This is a genomic window from Maribacter zhoushanensis, assembly GCF_029350975.1.
GTDB lineage: Bacteria > Bacteroidota > Bacteroidia > Flavobacteriales > Flavobacteriaceae > Maribacter > Maribacter zhoushanensis.
Map to the genome: position 1 here is coordinate 48,919 of NZ_JARKMR010000002.1, position 19,301 is coordinate 68,219.

A 19,301-nucleotide genomic window follows, 5' to 3' on the forward strand; every position below is an offset into this window, starting at 1 on the left:
AAACAACAACAAATTACGTATGAAAAAAATCTTCATTGCGCTGCTTTTGGGCTTTGCGCTTATTATTGTCTCATGTGGTGGCAATAAACGAGAGGGAGAACCTAAGGTTTTGGTTTTCTCAAAAACAATGGCTTTTAAGCATGCATCTATACCTGCGGGCATTGCAGCAATTCAAAAATTAGGCTTAGAGAACGGTTTTGCAGTAGATACTACCAAAAACGCAGAACTATTTACAGATGAAAATTTAAAACAATATTCAGCTGTTATATTTTTAAGTACAACCGGCAATGTTTTAGATCAATATCAAGAAGCTGCCTTTGAGCGCTACATTCAAGCCGGTGGTGGTTATGTGGGTATACATGCCGCAACGGATACGGAATATGATTGGGGATGGTACACAAAGTTATCTGGAGCTCAATTTTTAAGTCACCCAAGGGGAATGCCTACTGCAGATTTTGTAATTAAGGACAAGAACTTTAAGGCAACACAGTTTTTTACAGATTCCATATGGACAAGAACAGATGAATTATATAACTACAAGAACATCAATCCTGATATAAATGTTTTGATGACATTAGATGAGTCATCTTATGAAGGTGGTAAAAACGGAGATTTTCACCCCATTGCATGGTACCATGATTTTGACGGCGGTCGTGCTTTTTATACAGGTGGTGGGCATGCAGATGCCAGTTTTTCTGAAGATTTATTTTTGAAACATCTGCTAGGCGGAATTGAATATGCCATTGGTGAAAATTTGATATTGGATTACTCCAAAGTAACGTCTCAAATACCACCGGATGCTGACCGTTTTGCAAAAGTGACTTTGAGCGAAGGTCAGTTTTTTGAGCCTACTGAAATGACAGTTTTACCAAACGGCAATGTATTGGTAGCGCAACGTAGGGGCGAAGTCATTTTATATAACGATGAGACAAAAGAATTAAGCGAAGTATTAAAATTAGATGTCTATAGCAAAACATTGAATACACCCGGCGTAAATGCCGAGGAAGGATTAATGGGATTACAGAAAGATCCGGATTATGCCAATAATCATTGGATTTATTTATACTATGCCCCAACTGGTGATCAATGGGTAAACCGTTTATCAAGGTTCAAATTTGAAAATGGTAAGTTTGATGTAGCATCTGAACAAGTAATAATGGATGTAGACAGCCAGAGAGAAATATGCTGTCATACCGGTGGCTCAATAGCCTTTGGTCCAGACGGATTATTATATCTGTCTACAGGGGATAACTCTACACCATTTAATGAAAAAGGGGTAAAGTATGTGAATAACGGATTTGCACCTTTAAATGATATTCCTGGTCATGAGCAGTACGATGCTCGCCGTTCTTCTGGTAATACAAATGATCTTCGTGGAAAAATATTAAGAATTAAAGTTAAGGAAGATGGTACGTATGATATACCTGAAGGAAACTTATTTCCGGTAGGTACCGAAAAGACCAGACCTGAAATATATACCATGGGTCATAGAAATCCATATAGAATATCGGTAGATATGAAAAGAGGATATCTGTACTGGGGTGACGTTGGTCCTGATGCTAGAGCCGATAGTTTGGGTACTAGAGGTCCAAGAGGATATGATGAAATGAATCAGGCTAAAAAAGCCGGTAACTTTGGTTGGCCGTTGTTCATAGGGAACAATTTTGCCTATAATGCCTACGACTATGAAACGGGTGAGACAGGTGCTGAATTTGACCCGGAGAAACCTATAAATAATTCTCGTAATAATACGGGATTAACGGAGTTGCCACCAGCAATGCCGGCGTATGTGTATTATCCGTATGTTGATTCACAAGATTTTCCGCAGACGACTACGGGAGGTAGAAATGCAATGGCAGGACCTACTTACTATTCAGATATGTTTCAAGGAGATGAAAAACTGCCTAGTTATTATGATGGAAAGGTGATTATCTATGATTGGATGCGTGGTTGGATGTTTGCCGTTCATTTAGATGAAAATGGAGACTTTAGTAAAATGGAGCCTTTTGCACCCGATGTAAAGGTCAATAGTTTAATTGATATGGAATTAGGACCGAACGGAAAAATATTTTTGTTAGAATATGGTAGTGGTTGGTTCTCACAAAATTCAAATTCTTCTTTAGGGTATATTGAATTCAACGGAGGAAATAGACCACCGTTAATCAATGAAGTAAACGTAGATAAAACAGCAGGTAAAACCCCGTTGACTGTTTCTGCTACTATAGAAGCAAGTGATCGTGAAGATGATGCCATTAAGTACATTTGGGATTTTGGTAACGGTGATACCAGAGAAACCACAGAGGCAAATGTCAGCTATACGTATGAAGATGCAGGAGTCTACAAGTTAAAGGTAACCGTTGCAGATGATAAAGGAGAAGAGGCAGTTAGTGAAAGCACCGGTATTGTTGCTGGTAATTCAAGACCAGAAGTAACTATCTCATTAGGTGAAAGTGCACCGGCATTTTATCAGCCTGGTCAGAAAATTGCTTATGATGTATCGGTAACAGATTCTGATGGCACAGAAATAGATGCAAGCAATATATTCGTAAGTGTTGATTACTTAGAAGGTATGGATAAGGTGGCCATGAATTTGGGGCACCAACAAGTATCTGCAGCGGTTACTGGAAAAGCGCTGACCCAAGCAATGGACTGTAAAACATGCCATAAAGAAGAAGAAGCTTCTATAGGGCCAAATTACAAGGATGTTGCGGCGAAGTATAAAGAACGTAAAGATGCTTTAAAGTACTTGCAAGGTAAAATGAAAACAGGTGGTTCAGGAGTTTGGGGAGAAGTAACTATGCCTGCACACCCAAATATCACATCTGATGAAACAAGACAAATTGGATTGTATATTCTTTCATTGAACGGAGATGATAAAAAAGAGAAGTCATTACCGGCAAAAGGAACTATAACCGCAGAATCATCTGCACCAGGTAATATGTTGGTAATTACAGCTAGTTATACAGATGCAGGTGCCGAAGGTACTATACCACTTACAGGTTCTAAATCTGTTGTAATACCTGCTAAAACAGAGAAATAATAATAATTTTTAACCCATTAAAAAGCCCGCTATTTAGCGGGCTTTTTTTATAAATATAAGTAAGTTTTAGTTTAATTTTTGGCTGATAAGTTCACCAATTTGCATTAGTAATTCCATCTCAGTTTCTGTAAAATCATAAGGTACCGGTTTAGCAATACCAATAGTACCATATAAATTATCATTATGCATTAGCGGTGCAGCCAATGATCCTTCTACTTTAGTGTCTTTTGCCGAGGGTCTAGCTACGCCAGAGTCATCTGTCTGTAGGTTACACATTTCAACGGGTTTTCTGCGCTCTGCAGCAATACCGGCCATACCCTTACCTATAGGAATAGTAGATAGTTTTGGAATTAAAAACTCAGGAATTCCTACTTGAGATTTCAGTTGTAATAAAGAGTTCTCATCTAAAAAATGTAGTGTACCCGTAGAACAATCAAAATGCGCTAAAATCAGTTTTAGAAGATCATCCCAATTGGGAGTGTCCTTCTTTAATTCGCCACTAACAGTAACTAAAAATTCTTTAGAGTTGTTCATATTGTTTTATGCTAAGTATTTCTAAATTCAAAATTAATGATTTCGCTGATTTCATTTGCTCTATCTACAATCATAAAATGTTCTCCACCTTCTATAAGTTTTGTTCTGGTAGTACCCTTTGGCGGAATCAGCTTATCTTTTGTACCGTTTATTTTAAGAACTTTTTTAGATGGTTTTATATTCTGCCAAGAAGTAAATTCTTGTAAAGCCCATTTTACAAATTTAAAATCGGTGTCATCTAATATTGCATTAAATAATTCCACATTTTTAGCTCCCATGATAAACTTTGCAAGAAACCTTGGTGGGTTGAATAGAGACGGAGGTATGAGTTTTAAAATTCTAGATTTACCCACCCATTTATATATTGGTCTTAATTCATATTTTGTTTGTGCAGAAGAAATAAGAATTACTTTATTAGGATTTAGTATTTTACTTATCTCTGTAGCTATTAATCCGCCAAAACTGACTCCGATCAAATAAAACTCATCGGTGGTATCAATAACTTCACTAAGTCTTTTGGAATATTCTTTAATAGATTCGTTATGGTGAGGTGTAATCCAATCTATAGTAACTAGTTCAACGTCTAAAGTTAAGTGTTTAAAGACCCTTTGATCGGCACCTAATCCACTAATTGCGTAAATTTTCAATGTTACCTTTTATGAAACGATTCTTATCTATTGCTAAAGGTACGTTTAAACTCTTTTTCAAAGTAATTTACATTAAACTTCATTGTCTTTACCGGGTAGTTCTCTGTAAGCGTAATAGGCTAAAACAGCATAGATAGCTTTCTCTATGGCAATTCTTATCGGGAACAATTCTTCTCCTAAAGATTCATCTATGGAGCGCAGCTGCATGTAATAATTACTAATAAGGGGATATTTTTTGTTAGCTGCAATATGTGCATTGGCATTATTGAAAGCTTCAGTTTTTTGCTCTTTAATTGGTTTGCAAGTAACTAGTTTTGGTTTATTGTTTTTATGCAACATGGCAGAAAAGCCAAACAGTCTGCAAATGAGTCCGCGGTGGGCATATTCTGAACAAAAACCTTTAGAATCAGGAGTAATGATTTCGTTCAATACAGGACATATTTTATTATCCTTATTATTCTTAAGTTTTTCTAACCATCGTTCTGTTTCCCCATTTTTTAAAAGGTGATAGGCTAATGGTAAAAATTCTAACGCAGTAGCGTTGATGTCTGGTTTTAAACAACATAGTCCGCAATTGGCTACACAGCTAAGTCCTGTAGATTGTTGAAAGGAGCCTAACTCCTTATCCAATTGGCTGAAAATACGATCTACTGCTTGAACCTTTTGATATATTGTCACTTATGAGTTTAAGGTCTCACGAAGGTAGTCTATGTTTTCATACGGCAAACAATTAATAATAATATTAACGGTTTTAGGTAAAATCTAACTACCTGATTAGGTTTAAAACACTGAAATATAACAATTTAAAAGTTGTAGTCTTAAAATTTGGAAGTTTTAAGTCGCAAAGGTTTTTGATCAGTTTTAGGTTTTATTTCAAACGCTATAACACCTAATACCTGTTCTTCTTCAGTAAGTACTTGTACTTCCCATTCACCAGGTATAACATTGGTTTTATAAGTATACCCTCTAAAACCACCATCTCTACCGCCGGTAATATCGTAACTGATATCATCAAGATTTTCCCATTCTTCAGTTTGCGTATTATACCTTCTCCATCTATGAAAAATGGATTTCTTTAAGTCTGTAGGTGCAAAAATTGAAGAAAAAATATAAACGCGTTCATCTGGAGTATAACTAAAATCAAGTTTATGTTTACGCCAAAAAATAAAAGACTCTTCAGACTCATAAGTAACCTCATATTTGCCGTTTTTCTGAATGATTTTATGAGCTACTATTCCTTTATCCAAAGCCAACGGTACAGGTGGTATCAAATTCAAGAAATAGAATAGATTAATACTACCGTATATGGCAATAATGATAAAAACCATTTTACCCAAATTAATCTCTTTTCTGCTACTTGGGCTTTTTCTATAGATAATGATGAGAAGAAGCAAAGTGCTAAATAAACTAACTGCTCCTGAAATTAGAAATACCGTAGTATTCAATTCTTTCAAGAACACAGGAATCATAAATGTGAAAAAAGTGAAGCTAATAAAGTAATATACCCCAAATTGAAGATACTTATTGGAAATCCGTTTTTTAAGAAATTCATTCGCAATTAATAGCAACACTAAAATTATAAAGAATGACGCTGTTTTTGATAGGGAAACACTTCTAGAAAAATAAATTACATAGGCACTTGATAGTCCCCCAAAAAAGAATTGAATGGCAAGAGGGAAATACTCTTCATACCGTGCTATAAAAGTATCTTTCCATTTACCATCATCTGCTAAATTATACAGATATAATGTTATGGATAACGAGGTCATATGCAGACATAGAACCGTTAAGTCATAGGTTCTGTCAATTCGTCCTAAGGTTAAGGTATCAAAGATGAACCCGCCCATAAAGAACAATATTGGTGCATATTTAGAGTGCCTTCTGATAAAACTTCTGAAGGCACTATTTCTGTATTTGGCAAGGGTTTTTTTCATGAAAGCTTAAGACTATGAGCGCAAAAGTAATTGAATGAAACAATTGAACTTTGCCTTATTTAACATTTCATGAACGCTAAAGATCAAAACGTTAAATGCGTTGATCTAATTTTTAGTTTTAACATAAAAATTGGGGTCTACTTCCAGAGAAGTTAAATTGCCTTTCACTTTCTCGGTTTTCCATTCTGTTGTTGGCTCTATCCAAACCGGCGTATCATTGATGTATACTTTTAGAGGAATAGAGAAATTAGCAACGGTATTGGTAAAGCGGTACATCATTTTCTTACCCTTTACTTTGTATTCAAAAACCGGAATTTTTGTGGTTCTTAAATACTGATCAAAGAAAGGTTTTAAATCTCTTTTCATTTCTAAAGCAATAACCTTTTCAATTTCATCGGTTGTTACGGTTTTATGGTAAAACTCTGAATTTAATCCACGTAATATGGTTCTCCATTTTCTATCATCATTAACAATTTGGCGTAGGGTATGTAGAATATTTGATCCTTTATAATACATGTCTCCACTACCTTCATGGTTTACATTATAAATGCCAATAATGGGTTTGTCATTTTTAATATTGTTTCTAATTCCTTGTACATAAGCATTTGCGGCTTCAGTACCATAATGATAATCTAAGAATAGGCTTTCAGAGTAACAGGTAAACCCTTCATGAACCCACATATCTGCGGCATCTTTATAGGTAATGTTATTGGCGAACCATTCATGACCGGCTTCATGTATAATGATGAAATCGAATTTTAATCCCCATCCGGTATTTGATAGATCTCTACCTAAGTATCCCTTTTTGTATTGATTTCCATAAGTAACGGAACTTTGGTGTTCCATTCCCAAATAAGGTACTTCTACCAATTTAAATGAATCTTCATAAAAAGGGTAGGGACCAAACCAATATTCAAAAGCCTTCATCATTTTGGGAGCGTCCTTAAAATGTTCTTTTGCCTTTTCTAGATTGTCCTTTAAAACATAATAATCCATATCAAGAGCGCCTTTTTCTCCTTGATATACTTCATCAAAATGAACGTAATCACCAATGTTCACATTAACTCCATAATTGTTGATAGGATTAGAAACAAACCAATTATAGGTGTTGGTTTCTTTATCAACGCTTTTAAGACGACCATTAGATACGTTCATTAATCCTTTAGGTGCTTTTACACTGATTAGCATACTATCGACCTCGTCATACATATGGTCTTTATTTGGCCACCAAACACTAGCGCCAAGCCCTTGGCAAGAAGTGGCGACAAAATCTTTACCGCTCAGGTCTTTTTTCCAGGAAAACCCACCATCCCAAGGGGCTCTTACAGCTTCTTTTGGGTGTCCAGAATACATGACTACAACCTCATTGAAATCGCCAACTAGCTGAGGTTTTTTAAGTTGAATGAAATGTGCATTTATATTATGTACAACCTGTAATTCTTCACCATCTTGTGTTACTTTTTCTATGCTTAAAGGAGGTTGTAAATCTACCTGTAAAACTTGATGAGGTTCCAGTACCTTATAGCGAATAGTATTACTACCACTGATAAATTTATCATCAGGATTCACATCAATATCCAAATGATAATAATTTAAATCCCACCATTCACGTTCAGGGGTAATACTACCTCTTAATGTATCTTGTTCGGTAAAGGTTTGTGCCTGTGTAAATGAGCATATACCTAAAGCCAGTACAGCTATTATTTTTTTCATGTGTGATGTAATTTTGGTTTACCTGAATATTCCATTTGGAAAAACAACCGGACTTTCAAATCCGTCTTTACCAACGGCAGAAACTCCAAAAAAGAAATTGTCGATAACAATACCGTCTAAGGTGAATTCTGTAACGTCACCTACATACCTACTATAATCCCAAGTTGGCGATGTGGTATCTCTCCAATAAATTTTATAACCTTTTGCACCATCAACTTTACTCCATTGAAATTTTGCTGCAGGTTTAACTATACCTCCTATTTTAACGGTGGTAGGACTTGGTGGAGCCCAAGCAATAGAAGCAAGGTTAATTGCATTTACAGCAGTTAATTTGGCTACATAGGCAAAATTCACATGTTCTAGAACATCGCCATAAGCAATACCGTCTTCAACGCGAACATCTTGGTGCTGCTGTGTGTAATTTTCATGAGCTTCCATTATTCGTATACCTGGAAAACCTGCATCGTTAAAAGGTCTATGGTGACCACCACGACCAAAACGGTCTAAACGATAAATCATCATTGGGTTCATTTCTGGCATATACAATTTTACATTTTTATGAATGTAACGTGCCAATTGTCTAGAAACCCCATCAACTTCACCACCATAAAAACGTCTTGCTTTACGTTGTTTTTCTGTTTCAGTAGGAGGTACAGGTTCAGAGAAAATTCTAAAATCAACATTGCTAACAATACCGTCTACCCCGGAAATATTACCAATCATATCATTATTAAAAATACCGATGACATCCCAGCCTTTGTCTTTCATAAACTGGGCAACACCACCACCTCCAAATAGACCTTGTTCTTCACCAGACAACCCCATGTAAATAATACTATTTTCAAATTTATATTTTGAAAGCACACGAGCAGCTTCTAAAGTACCCGCCATACCGGTAGCATTATCATTTGCACCAGGCGCATCATCTGTATAATTATTAGGGTCGCTAATACGAGAATCAATATCACCGCTCATGATGATGTAACGGTTAGGATATTTTGTTCCTTTTTGTATGGCAAGAACGTTGACCACTTCAACATCTTTTACGATACGATCGTTGGCCCCTTTTTTTACTAAATCTTTCTGAAAGAAAACATCTAGGCAACCTTGGCATTCCGTAGAGGTTTTTTCGAATTCATTTTTGATCCAACGTCTAGCAGCGCCAATCCCTCTTGTCGTAGAAACGGTGTCACTTAAGGTATGTCTAGTTCCAAAATTAGCAAGTTTGGTTACATCGTTTTCAATACGCTCAGCAGAAACTGCATTGATAATATCATAAATGCGTTGGTCTGTTTGTGCTGTTAGCGTAAGAGCAGAGATTAATAAAGCGGGTAATAAGAATTTTTTCATTTCAAGTTTTTTGGGTGAGTAATGTTAGTATAGGTAATAGGTTTCTAAAATTAAGTAAAATATGGGGCCAACCATAATTTCATTAAATAAAGTATTTAAGCATGAGCTAGTGGTTTGCGCTAGCTAGTTCTTCTTTTTGGACATTAGATAATACACACCCAACAACGGTCCTATGGCTAAAGGGATAAATAAAAGAGATATAGGGATGATCGATTGAAGTGATCCTAGAAGCTGTATACTGATAATTGTAATGGCAAAACCAATACTATTTACCAGGGTAAGAGCGGTGCCTTTTAATTCTGGAACTACTGCAGATGCAACTAGGTTTGAGAATTGGGGCGAGTCTGCCGTAACCGCAATACCCCATAAGCACCAACCTACTAAGAACCAATAGACGGGAAGTGAAAATAACAATGGTGAAATCAAGCATAGAAAGCCAGATGCTATCAAGGCGATTAAAGCAACTTTCTTGCTGCCTATACGTTGAGAGATTATACCACCAAAAGCGCAAGACAATCCACCGAGTGCAATTACGATTCCTGACCATAGCGATACGGAAATATCACTACCAGATTCCATGGCAAACCATTGAATGGCAACAGGTGTAAATGCCCAAAATGCATAAAGTTCCCACATATGTCCAAAATATCCGAATGCTGCTTTTTTAAATTTAAAATTTTTAAAAAGTCTTGGTCCGGCATCTAGTTTCAATGTAGAACTTGCTACTCTATACGGACCATTTGGTACCAGTAAGAACAATAATAATCCTCCTAAAGCGGTAATACCTGATGTCAGTTGTATAACACTATCTGGATGATTGGCTATGGGGCTACCTTTAATTAAGAACGGAAAAGCAGTACCAAGAACTAAAGCTCCTACCAAATACCCTAATGCTTTGCCTAAACCTTTTTCATAATAATCTGCGGCTATTTTCATGCCTACAGGATAGATGCCGGCTAAAAAGAAACCTGTGCTAAATCTGGCTAATAACAATCCGGTCACGTTTAATTGCGGATAGATTAATGACAAATTTGAAACGGAAGCTAAAAAAGCGCAAACCATAAAAACTTTAGAAGGTGAAAACCTGTCGGCAATCATTAGTATACCAAAAATTAACGTTCCGATTATGAATCCAAATTGAACGGATGAAATAACGTAGCTAACAATGTCTGCACCAAAATCTAATTTTTTAGTCAGTGATTCTATAATGGCATTACCTGCAAACCAAGTAGAGGTACTGGCAAATTGAGATAGAATGATGATGGGGAGAATATGTAGTTTTTGTTTCAATAGATTAATAGTAATTACCAGAATCTAATTATCTAAAATTAGATTCTGGTTAGTTAACCTATTTTTTGTCGGCAAATTTCTTCAAAATTGCACGCACATTTTTTGTGTTATCAACAAAATATCTTGCTTGTGTTTTTTGGCGACCTACTTTAACGGTAATAGAATCTTCTGGAAGCTCTTGAAACATAAATTCATCTGTCCAGTCATCACCGATTGCGAAAACAAAATCATATTCATGCTCCGTATATACGCGCATAGAGGCTCTACCTTTATTTACGTTGCTACTTTTTATTTCCATTACTTTATTACCGTTTAAAACACTTAGGTCGTCATTGGCAATAAGGCTGGTAAGTACAGTATTCAGCTCAACCGACCGTTTTTGACCAAAATCTGGATCTGTTTTTCTGTAATGCCAAGCTAGAGAATAGTTTTTCTCTTCAATAAAACTACCGGGAGTACGATCAACAAAAGATTCTAACACTGGTAGAATTTTCTCCATCCAGTCTTTCTTTACGGTTTCTAACATCCTAAATTCCTCACCACCTTGTGAGATCCATACGCCATGCTCAACGATCATGTTGTATTTTTTAGGTAAGAACCATTTAGTGAATGTTTCTTTATCACGCCCACTAATAAGATACATATCCGTATTTGGTTGAGATGAAATTTCATCTAATAACTTGTATAGTTCCTCATCTGGCGATGCTTTTTGTGGATCAGGATGAAAACCTGCCAAGGTGCCGTCATAATCTAAGAAGACTAATCTACGTTTGGCATTACTATACTTATCCATCACGGTATTCATGATGTCTTCGGATAATTTCCTTGATTTATAGGTTTGATCTTTTTCCTTTTGACCTACTAATGAATTCATGAAATCATTGGCCCATCTTTCAACGTTGTAACGCTCTAACCTTTTTTGTAATGAAGTGTTTCTAGAAATCTGTTCCTCTTTTGGCATGTTGATAGCCTCGTAGAGCGAATCTGCTATCTGTTCAAAGTTGTTTGGGTTAATTAGTAATGATTCGTTCATTTCATTGGCAGAGCCAGCCATTTCACTTAAAATAAGTACTCCCGTTTTGTCTGTTCTAGTAGCAATATATTCTTTGGCAACTAAATTCATACCATCTCTAATAGGTGTTAACCACGCAATATCAGAAGACGTGTATAGATCAATTAGATTTTCAAAAGGCATGGATCTGTAGAAATACCAAATTGGTGTCCAGCTAACCGTTGAAAGCTCTCCGTTAATACGTCCTACCAACTCGTCAACCTCACGTTTTAGTAATTGGTATTGTGGAACGTTGGAACGCGAAGGCACGGCGAGGATAATCAATCTTACTTTCTCTTTGTATTGAGGGTATTTGTTCAAGAAATACTCAAAGGCATTCAAACGTTTGGCAATACCTTTGGTGTAATCTAAACGGTCTATAGATAAAAAGAACTTGGCATCTGGTGCTGATTTCTTATGGGTATCCAATCTTTTTTGTAGTTCAGATTTTTCATCTTCGCTACGTTGCGAATGTTCTTTGGCAGCTTCGCTAAATTTTTTATAATCAATCCCCATGGGGAAAGAGTCTACTTTAATTACCCTGTCGTCTAGGTAAATGTCATTAAAACTTACCTCTAAGCCCAAAAGCCTACGTACAGAGCTTAAGAAGTGACGCTCATAGTCATAGGTATGAAAACCAATTAAATCAGAACCTAACAAACCTTGTAGCACCTCTTTTCGCCAAGGTAGTGTTCTGAATATTTCATAAGAAGGAAAAGGAATATGTAAAAAGAACCCAATAGAAATATCCGGTCTTTCTGCGCGTACCATTTGTGGTACTAACATCAACTGGTAGTCATGAATCCAAATTGTATCTTCATTATCTGCTTTTGCGAGAATAGCATCTGCAAATTTTTGATTTACCGCTTTATAAATTTCCCAACTTTCCAGTTCAAACTCAGAGTATTCTAAAAAGTAATGAAATAGAGGCCATACGGTTCTATTACTGAATCCGTAATAAAAACCATCGACCTCTTTTTCTGTAAGGTTAACCTTTGAAGATCCGTGCTTTGCAAGTGCGCTATCAATTTTGGGTACTAATTCTTCAGGTATTTCTTCATCGGTTAATCCACTCCAACCAATCCACAAGCTATCACCACCAGAGTGTACAGATTTCATTCCAGTAGCCAATCCGCCTACACTTGGTACTGCAGTAATGTCTCCATTGCTAATTTGTAATTGTACAGGTAGTCTATTTGAGATAATGATAGTTTTCGCCATAAAAGAGGTTTTTTTGCTACTTTTTGTTAATTATTTCTCTAAATTTCGGGAAAAAGGAGGGCAATACCAATTGAAACCTCATATGAATCAAGATTTTTATTGAATGGATAATTTAGACTACGGAATAATAGGGAATTGTAGAAGTGCAGCATTAATTTCAAAGACAGGAAGTATAGACTGGTGTTGTTTGCCAGAATTTGATAGTCCGTCAGTATTTGCCAAATTATTAGATGAAAATATTGGTGGTAGTTTTGAGATTAACGTAGATGACAGTTATGAAATCTCACAGAAATACGAACAGTATACAAATATATTAATCACTACTTTCAAGTCTGGCAATGATCATTTTGAGATTCATGATTTTATGCCTAGATATCGTAAAGAAGAGAAGAAGTATCATTCTCCACCAGAATTGGTACGTTATTTTAAGCATATATCGGGTAAACCCAGCTTTTCAGTATTATATGACCCAAAGTTAGAGTATGCAATGGGTACAACAGAAACCTTTATTAAAAAGGATTTTATTGCGAGTCTTACCCACGATGTAAAATTTGACACCGTTTTTTTATATACATCTTTTGATAAAAACGCCGTTGTAGAAAGTACTACCATTACGCTTACGGAAGATGAGTTCATGATGATGGGTTATAATGAGAAATTGTTATTGCCAACAACAGATAGAGCTTATTTAGATTTGCAGAACACAAAAGTATATTGGTTGAATTGGGTAGACTTAACGCCTACATATAAAAAGTTCAACGAAGAAATTACCAGAAGTGCATTGACCTTAAAACTTTTAAGTTATGATAAAACGGGTGCCGTACTAGCAGCAGCAACTACATCATTACCAGAGACTATTGGTGAAGTACGTAATTGGGATTATCGTTTCTGTTGGATTCGTGATGCCTCTATGGTAATTAAAGTAGTATCAGAACTAGGGCACAAGAATGTAGCAAGACGTTATTTACAATTCATCATAGATTTAATTCCTGATAAGGCAGAGAAGCTACAAATCATGTACGGAATTAATAAGGAGAAAAAGTTAACGGAAGAAACACTAGAACATTTAGCAGGTTATAAAGGTTCAAAACCTGTACGTATAGGTAATGCGGCATATCACCAAAAACAGAATGATATTTATGGTATTCTGATGGATGTGATATACGAGCAGATGGTGAAATTCAGCATTGATATAGAAAATGGTGAGGATTTATGGGCGATAACGAAAGGAATCGTGTGGATTGTTAGCAATAATTGGAAAGATGCCGATAAGGGTATTTGGGAGTTTAGAGCAGAAGATAGGCATTTTACTTTCTCAAAGGTGTTATGTTGGACAGCCTTAGATCGTGCTATTAAGGTAGCAGAGATGTTAGGTAAAAAGCATAAAATTGAAAAATGGGAACCTATTAGAGCTGAAATCTGGAAAGATATTTATGATAATGCATGGAATGATGAAGTAGGTGCGTACACGCAATCTTACGGTTCTAAAGAGCTAGATGCCTCTGTGTTATTGATGGAATCTTATGGTTGTGTGAATGCAAAAGATGAACGCTACATAAAAACAGTTAACGCCATAGGAGAGGAGCTAAGCAATGACGGATTGCTATATCGATATAAGAATGAAGATGATTTTGGTTTACCATCATCGTCGTTTACAGTATGTACATTCTGGTACATTAATAGCCTGTTCAAAATTGGAGAACGCAAGAAAGCATTAGAGCATTTTGAAAGATTACTGAGTTATAGTAATCATTTAGGTCTCTTTAGTGAAGATATTGATTTTAAGACTAAAAGATTATTAGGAAACTTCCCTCAAGCGTATTCACATTTAGCACTGATAGAATGTGCTATAAACTTCTCTAAAAAAGAAAGTGAAGATGAAATGATGGAATCTCTAAGAGAATAATCAGCCAGTAACATAAGCCTTAATTTTAGCAATTAGGGCTTTAAAATGTTGCTCGGTCGTAAACGGATTCATAACGGTAATACGCAAATAATGTTTTCCTTTCAACTTCGTTTGTACAATATAAAATTCGCCATCTTCTAAAAGAAATTGGCGAATTTTTTCATTTAAGGCATTTAGACTTTCTGTATCTGAATCTGGCGTGCAGTATCTAAAACATACAATATTGGACATTGGTTGTAGTGCCAATTCAAAATTTAATTCTTGCTCAATCAAATTTGCAAATAGCGCACCCATATCATAAAGTTGGGTGACATTGGCATCAAAAACTTCTTCACCGTAAAATTTTAAAAGCGTAAACCAGTGAATACTCATCATGTTTTTGGTACACTCAAATGTACGTTTACCAGAGTTATACCAATCTTCATGTTCAGAGTCTGACAATAGATAATCTGCTTTTTGACTAAACGTTGTTTTAGCGTTTACTTCATCTTTAAAGAGTAGGGCAGTGGTCAATGCTGGCATCATCATCATTTTATGACCATCAATGACAACAGAATCAGCTTTATCAATACCGCTAAGGGTATGTTTATATTTTTTAGAAAATATTCCCGCTCCACCATGGGCACCGTCAACATGTAACCAAATATCATGCTTCTTTGCGAACTCACCTATAATTTTTAGATTATCGAATATTCCTGTTGCAGTGGAAGGTGCGCTACCAACAATGGCAAATACCTCAATACCATTTTCAGTTGCTTCTTTAAATTTCTTTTCTAGAATATCGGTATTCATGCTAAAACCTTCCGTAACAGGTACTTTAATGATGCCTTGTTCACCTAGTCCCATAATTCTAGCTGCACGATCAACGCAATAATGCGCTTCTTCACTCACCATAATTCCCAATTTATTTTGGCTGCCTTCATTCCATATATCTTGTTTTGTAATGGCTTTTCTAGCGCTTAACAATGCAGTAAGATTGGCCAAGGTTCCTCCAGAAGTTAAAAATCCTCCCGAAAAATCATTGAAGCCAATTTTCTGGCATATAAGTTCTGTGATAATTCGCTCTATTGCATTTGAGGACATTCCCATTTCGTAAACCGCTGTTCCATTATTTAACAAAGCGCTGATTAAACTCGTTAATGCGGTTATTGGAGCAGGCGGACTTACTTGATGACCAATATAATGTGGGTGGTGTATATGTGTAGTTCTATTAGTAATTTCTTTGAACAAGTCTTTACTATCTCCGTTAGATAAAAAATTCCTCCAAAATTCTAGTTCATTATCAGGATTGTTCCAATTAATGGCATTTCGGGAAGAATCATTTAGCTTATCCTCTAAATGTGAAGTCAATTGGTCAATTAAATGATGTCCGTTTGAATTAAAATCGGATGTATTATAAACCTGTTCTAGTAATTTCTTGTTCATGGTTTAAAAGTAGTCTCAATATGAATGTTTACCAAACAAAAAAACCGCCCCAATTGGGACGGTTTAATATTCAAGTTACCAAACAACAAAAGGTAATCTGAATTAGTCAAACGTATAACCGTTATCTGCAGCAACCTTATCCGCAATTTGTGTGCGTAAGGCAACTACATTAGGGTAGTTTGTATATTTCGTAAAACGTTTAAGTCCCATTAACATCATTCTTTGCTCATCACCTTCAGCAAAAGAAACAATAGCTTCTTTTCCTTTATTAATGATAGTTTCAGTTGCATTGAATAAATATAATCTAGACATAGCTATTTGTGTAGCTTGTGCCTCTTCGCCAAAACGTTTTGCATTTTTCTCTGTACGTAATAAAGCAGATTCTGCCATATATACTTCAATAAGAATATCAGATGCCGCCAACATTAATTGTTGGTGTTTTTCCAGTTCTGGTCCGTATTTTTGAACGGCAGAACCGGCAACCATTAAAAATACCTTTTTTAATCGTTTTAAGATGTCTTTTTCTTCAGCAAATAATTCTGAAAAATCTGGAGTATCAAAAGAAGGAATACCCATTAACTCTTCACCAACAGCAGTAGCAGGGCCTAAAAGATCAACATGACCTTTCATAGCTTTTTTTACAAGCATACCTACCGCCAACATTCTGTTGATTTCGTTGGTACCTTCATAAATACGAGCAATTCTTGAATCTCTCCATGCAGATTCCATAGGTGTATCTGCACTAAAGCCCATACCACCAAAAATTTGAATTCCTTCATCTGTAGTATTCTGACAATCTTCAGAAACAGCTACTTTAAGAATAGAACATTCAATTGCATATTCTTCAACACCTTTTAATTCAGCTTCTTGGTGTGTATTACCCTCAGCTTCACGAATTGCAATACGGTCTTCAATATTTTTAGCAGCTCTATAACTCGCAGATTCATCAACATAAACACTGGTAGCCATATCAGCGATTTTAGACTTAATAGCGCCAAAGTTCATAATAGGGGTTTTAAATTGAATACGCTCGTTAGCATATTTAGTAGCTTCACCAATTACTCTTCTTTGTGCATCTAAACATGCAGCCGCTAATTTAATACGACCAACATTTAAAGCGTTCATTGCAATTTTAAATCCGTTTCCTCTAGTAGAAAGCATATTCTCAACAGAAACTTTTGTTTCATTGAAGAATACCTGGCGAGTAGAAGAGGAGTGGATACCTAATTTCTTTTCCTCGTCACCTAAAGTGATTCCGTTACTTGGGTCATTTTCAACAATAAAACCAGTAATGTTTTTATCATCTTCAATACGAGCAAATACAATAAACATGTTACAGAAACCTGCGTTTGAAATCCACATTTTCTGACCTGTAATACTATAAGACTTACCATCTTCAGAAAGAACAGCTTTGGTTTTTCCTGAGTTTGCATCAGAACCAGCACCTGGCTCGGTAAGGCAATAAGCGCCAAACCACTCTCCTGAAGCTAATTTTGGAACATATTTTTGCTTTTGTTCTTCTGATCCGTAAAGGGTAATTGGCATTGTACCAATACCTGTATGCGCACCAAAGGCAGTACTGAAAGAACCAGTAGCCCCAGAAATATAATCACATACCAACATAGTAGAAACAAAGCCCATGCCCATACCACCATATGATTCTGGTACAGCAACACTCAATAATCCTAACTCACCTGCTTTACGCATAGTTTCTTCAGTGAAAGCATAATCTTTATTCTCAAAACGCTCCCAATGTGCCCAAAGTTCTCTGTCAACAAATTCTTTGGTACTCTCACGCATCATGCGTTGCTCTTCGTTCAAATCTTCAAGTGTGAAAACGTCTTCACAATTGGTTTCTTTTACAAGGAACTGTCCTCCTCTAAGAATATCTTTTTTTGCTGTATCTGTACTCATGTTGTTAATAGTATTTAGTATAAAGTAATTAGTATTATGTATTCTATAAATACACTAATAGTAATTGATAAAAGTTGTTAATTTAAAAATTCAAATATCCCTGCGGCACCTTGACCAGTACCTACACACATGGTAACCATACCATATTTGCCTTGCATATCTCTCTTACGCATTTCATCAAATAATTGTACGGATAACTTAGCTCCTGTACACCCTAATGGATGACCAAGGGCAATAGCGCCACCATTTACGTTAACGATATCTTGATTAATGTTCAATTCACGCATTACCGCTAAAGATTGAGAAGCGAAGGCTTCGTTCAATTCTATTAAATCAATATCGTTTAACTTCAATCCTGCTTGTTTTAATGCCTTTGGAATAGCGGCAATAGGTCCTATTCCCATAATTCTTGGTGGTACACCTGCAGCTGCATAATTAACCAATCTTGCAATAGGTTCAAGATTTAACTCTTTAACCATTTCCTCGCTCATGATTAAAACGAACGCAGCACCATCACTCATTTGAGATGAGTTACCAGCAGTTACACTACCACCGGCAGCAAAAACTGGGCGAAGCTTATTTAAAACCTCTACCGAAGTTCCTTTTCTAGGTCCTTCATCTTTGGTAACTGTATATTTACGATGTGCTTTCTTTCCATTGGCATCTAAATATGTTTCCTCAACTTCAATAGGTGCTATCTGACTTTGAAAACGGTCTTCCGCTTGTGCTTTTAACGCTTTCATATGTGAATTGTAAGCAAAATTATCTTGATCTTCTCTAGATACTTTGTACTCATTTGCTACAGCTTCTGCGGTATTACCCATTCCCCAGTAGTAATCTTCATGACCAGAATTTGCCAAGTCATAGTTTAATTCTGGTTTATTACCTGTCATAGGAACAGAACTCATACTTTCAGCACCACCGGCGATAATACAATCGGCCATACCAGCTTGAATTTTAGCTGCGGCAACACCAATAGTCTCTAAGCCCGAAGCACAGAATCTATTTACGGTGACACCTGGTACATCAACAATATCCAATCCCATTAATGAAATTAGCCTTGCCATGTTTAAACCTTGAGAACCTTCTGGCATTGCGTTACCTACAATGACATCATCAATACGTTTTTTATCGAACTGCGGCAATTCCTTCATCATATATTCTATGGTTTCGGCAGCCAATTCATCGGTACGCTTAAAACGGAAAACACCTTTCGGAGCTTTTCCTACAGCAGTTCTATATCCTTTTACTATATATGCAGTTTTCATTTTTTATG

Annotated in this window: 13 protein-coding genes; 2 read left to right on the forward strand and 11 right to left on the reverse strand. The window is 36.1% G+C overall.

Features of this window, described 5'->3' with window-relative positions; genetic code table 11:
* Positions 1-19: 19 nt before the first annotated feature.
* Positions 20-3,040: a ThuA domain-containing protein gene (locus PXD56_RS06705; RefSeq protein WP_276492568.1), complete on the forward strand. Its 3,021-nt coding sequence runs from the start codon at positions 20-22 to the stop codon at positions 3,038-3,040.
* A gap of 66 nt (positions 3,041-3,106) precedes the next feature.
* On the opposite strand, the gene PXD56_RS06710 is transcribed toward PXD56_RS06705, so the two are convergent.
* From PXD56_RS06710 to PXD56_RS06745, 8 genes are all read right to left on the reverse strand, one after another.
* Complete coding sequence (locus PXD56_RS06710; protein ID WP_276492569.1) at positions 3,107-3,574, reverse strand: GAF domain-containing protein; 468 nt, start codon at positions 3,572-3,574, stop codon at positions 3,107-3,109.
* An 11-nt stretch (positions 3,575-3,585) separates the two neighbouring features.
* Entirely contained in the window at positions 3,586-4,221 is a 636-nt protein-coding gene (locus PXD56_RS06715; RefSeq protein ID WP_276492570.1) for an alpha/beta fold hydrolase, read from the reverse strand.
* A gap of 72 nt (positions 4,222-4,293) precedes the next feature.
* A complete protein-coding gene (locus PXD56_RS06720) occupies positions 4,294-4,899 on the reverse strand; it encodes a YkgJ family cysteine cluster protein (RefSeq protein WP_276492571.1) in 606 nt (201 codons plus the stop codon).
* A 140-nt stretch (positions 4,900-5,039) separates the two neighbouring features.
* Positions 5,040-6,155, reverse strand: a complete 1,116-nt coding sequence (locus PXD56_RS06725) for a DUF2914 domain-containing protein (RefSeq protein WP_276492572.1) — start codon at positions 6,153-6,155, stop codon at positions 5,040-5,042.
* Positions 6,156-6,260: 105 nt separating this feature from the next.
* Complete coding sequence (locus PXD56_RS06730) at positions 6,261-7,868, reverse strand: M1 family metallopeptidase (RefSeq protein ID WP_276492573.1); 1,608 nt, start codon at positions 7,866-7,868, stop codon at positions 6,261-6,263.
* A gap of 18 nt (positions 7,869-7,886) precedes the next feature.
* On the reverse strand, positions 7,887-9,218 hold the full coding sequence (locus tag PXD56_RS06735) for a M28 family metallopeptidase (RefSeq protein WP_276492574.1): 1,332 nt from the start codon (positions 9,216-9,218) through the stop codon (positions 7,887-7,889).
* A 123-nt stretch (positions 9,219-9,341) separates the two neighbouring features.
* Complete coding sequence (locus tag PXD56_RS06740; protein ID WP_276492575.1) at positions 9,342-10,508, reverse strand: MFS transporter; 1,167 nt, start codon at positions 10,506-10,508, stop codon at positions 9,342-9,344.
* A 58-nt stretch (positions 10,509-10,566) separates the two neighbouring features.
* Entirely contained in the window at positions 10,567-12,780 is a 2,214-nt protein-coding gene (locus PXD56_RS06745; protein WP_276492576.1) for a bifunctional alpha,alpha-trehalose-phosphate synthase (UDP-forming)/trehalose-phosphatase, read from the reverse strand.
* A gap of 103 nt (positions 12,781-12,883) precedes the next feature.
* Here PXD56_RS06745 and PXD56_RS06750 point away from each other — a divergent pair, with 103 nt between their 5' ends.
* A complete protein-coding gene (locus PXD56_RS06750) occupies positions 12,884-14,686 on the forward strand; it encodes a glycoside hydrolase family 15 protein (RefSeq protein WP_276492577.1) in 1,803 nt (600 codons plus the stop codon).
* Here PXD56_RS06750 and PXD56_RS06755 read toward each other — a convergent pair whose 3' ends face one another.
* The 3 genes from PXD56_RS06755 to PXD56_RS06765 all read right to left on the reverse strand — a co-directional run bounded on the left by PXD56_RS06755 (position 14,687) and on the right by PXD56_RS06765 (position 19,293).
* Positions 14,687-16,111, reverse strand: a complete 1,425-nt coding sequence (locus PXD56_RS06755; RefSeq protein WP_276492578.1) for a pyridoxal phosphate-dependent decarboxylase family protein — start codon at positions 16,109-16,111, stop codon at positions 14,687-14,689.
* A 102-nt stretch (positions 16,112-16,213) separates the two neighbouring features.
* Entirely contained in the window at positions 16,214-18,025 is a 1,812-nt protein-coding gene (locus PXD56_RS06760; protein ID WP_276492579.1) for an acyl-CoA dehydrogenase family protein, read from the reverse strand.
* A 77-nt stretch (positions 18,026-18,102) separates the two neighbouring features.
* Positions 18,103-19,293: an acetyl-CoA C-acyltransferase gene (locus tag PXD56_RS06765; protein WP_276492580.1), complete on the reverse strand. Its 1,191-nt coding sequence runs from the start codon at positions 19,291-19,293 to the stop codon at positions 18,103-18,105.
* Between the last annotated feature and the right edge of the window lie 8 nt (positions 19,294-19,301).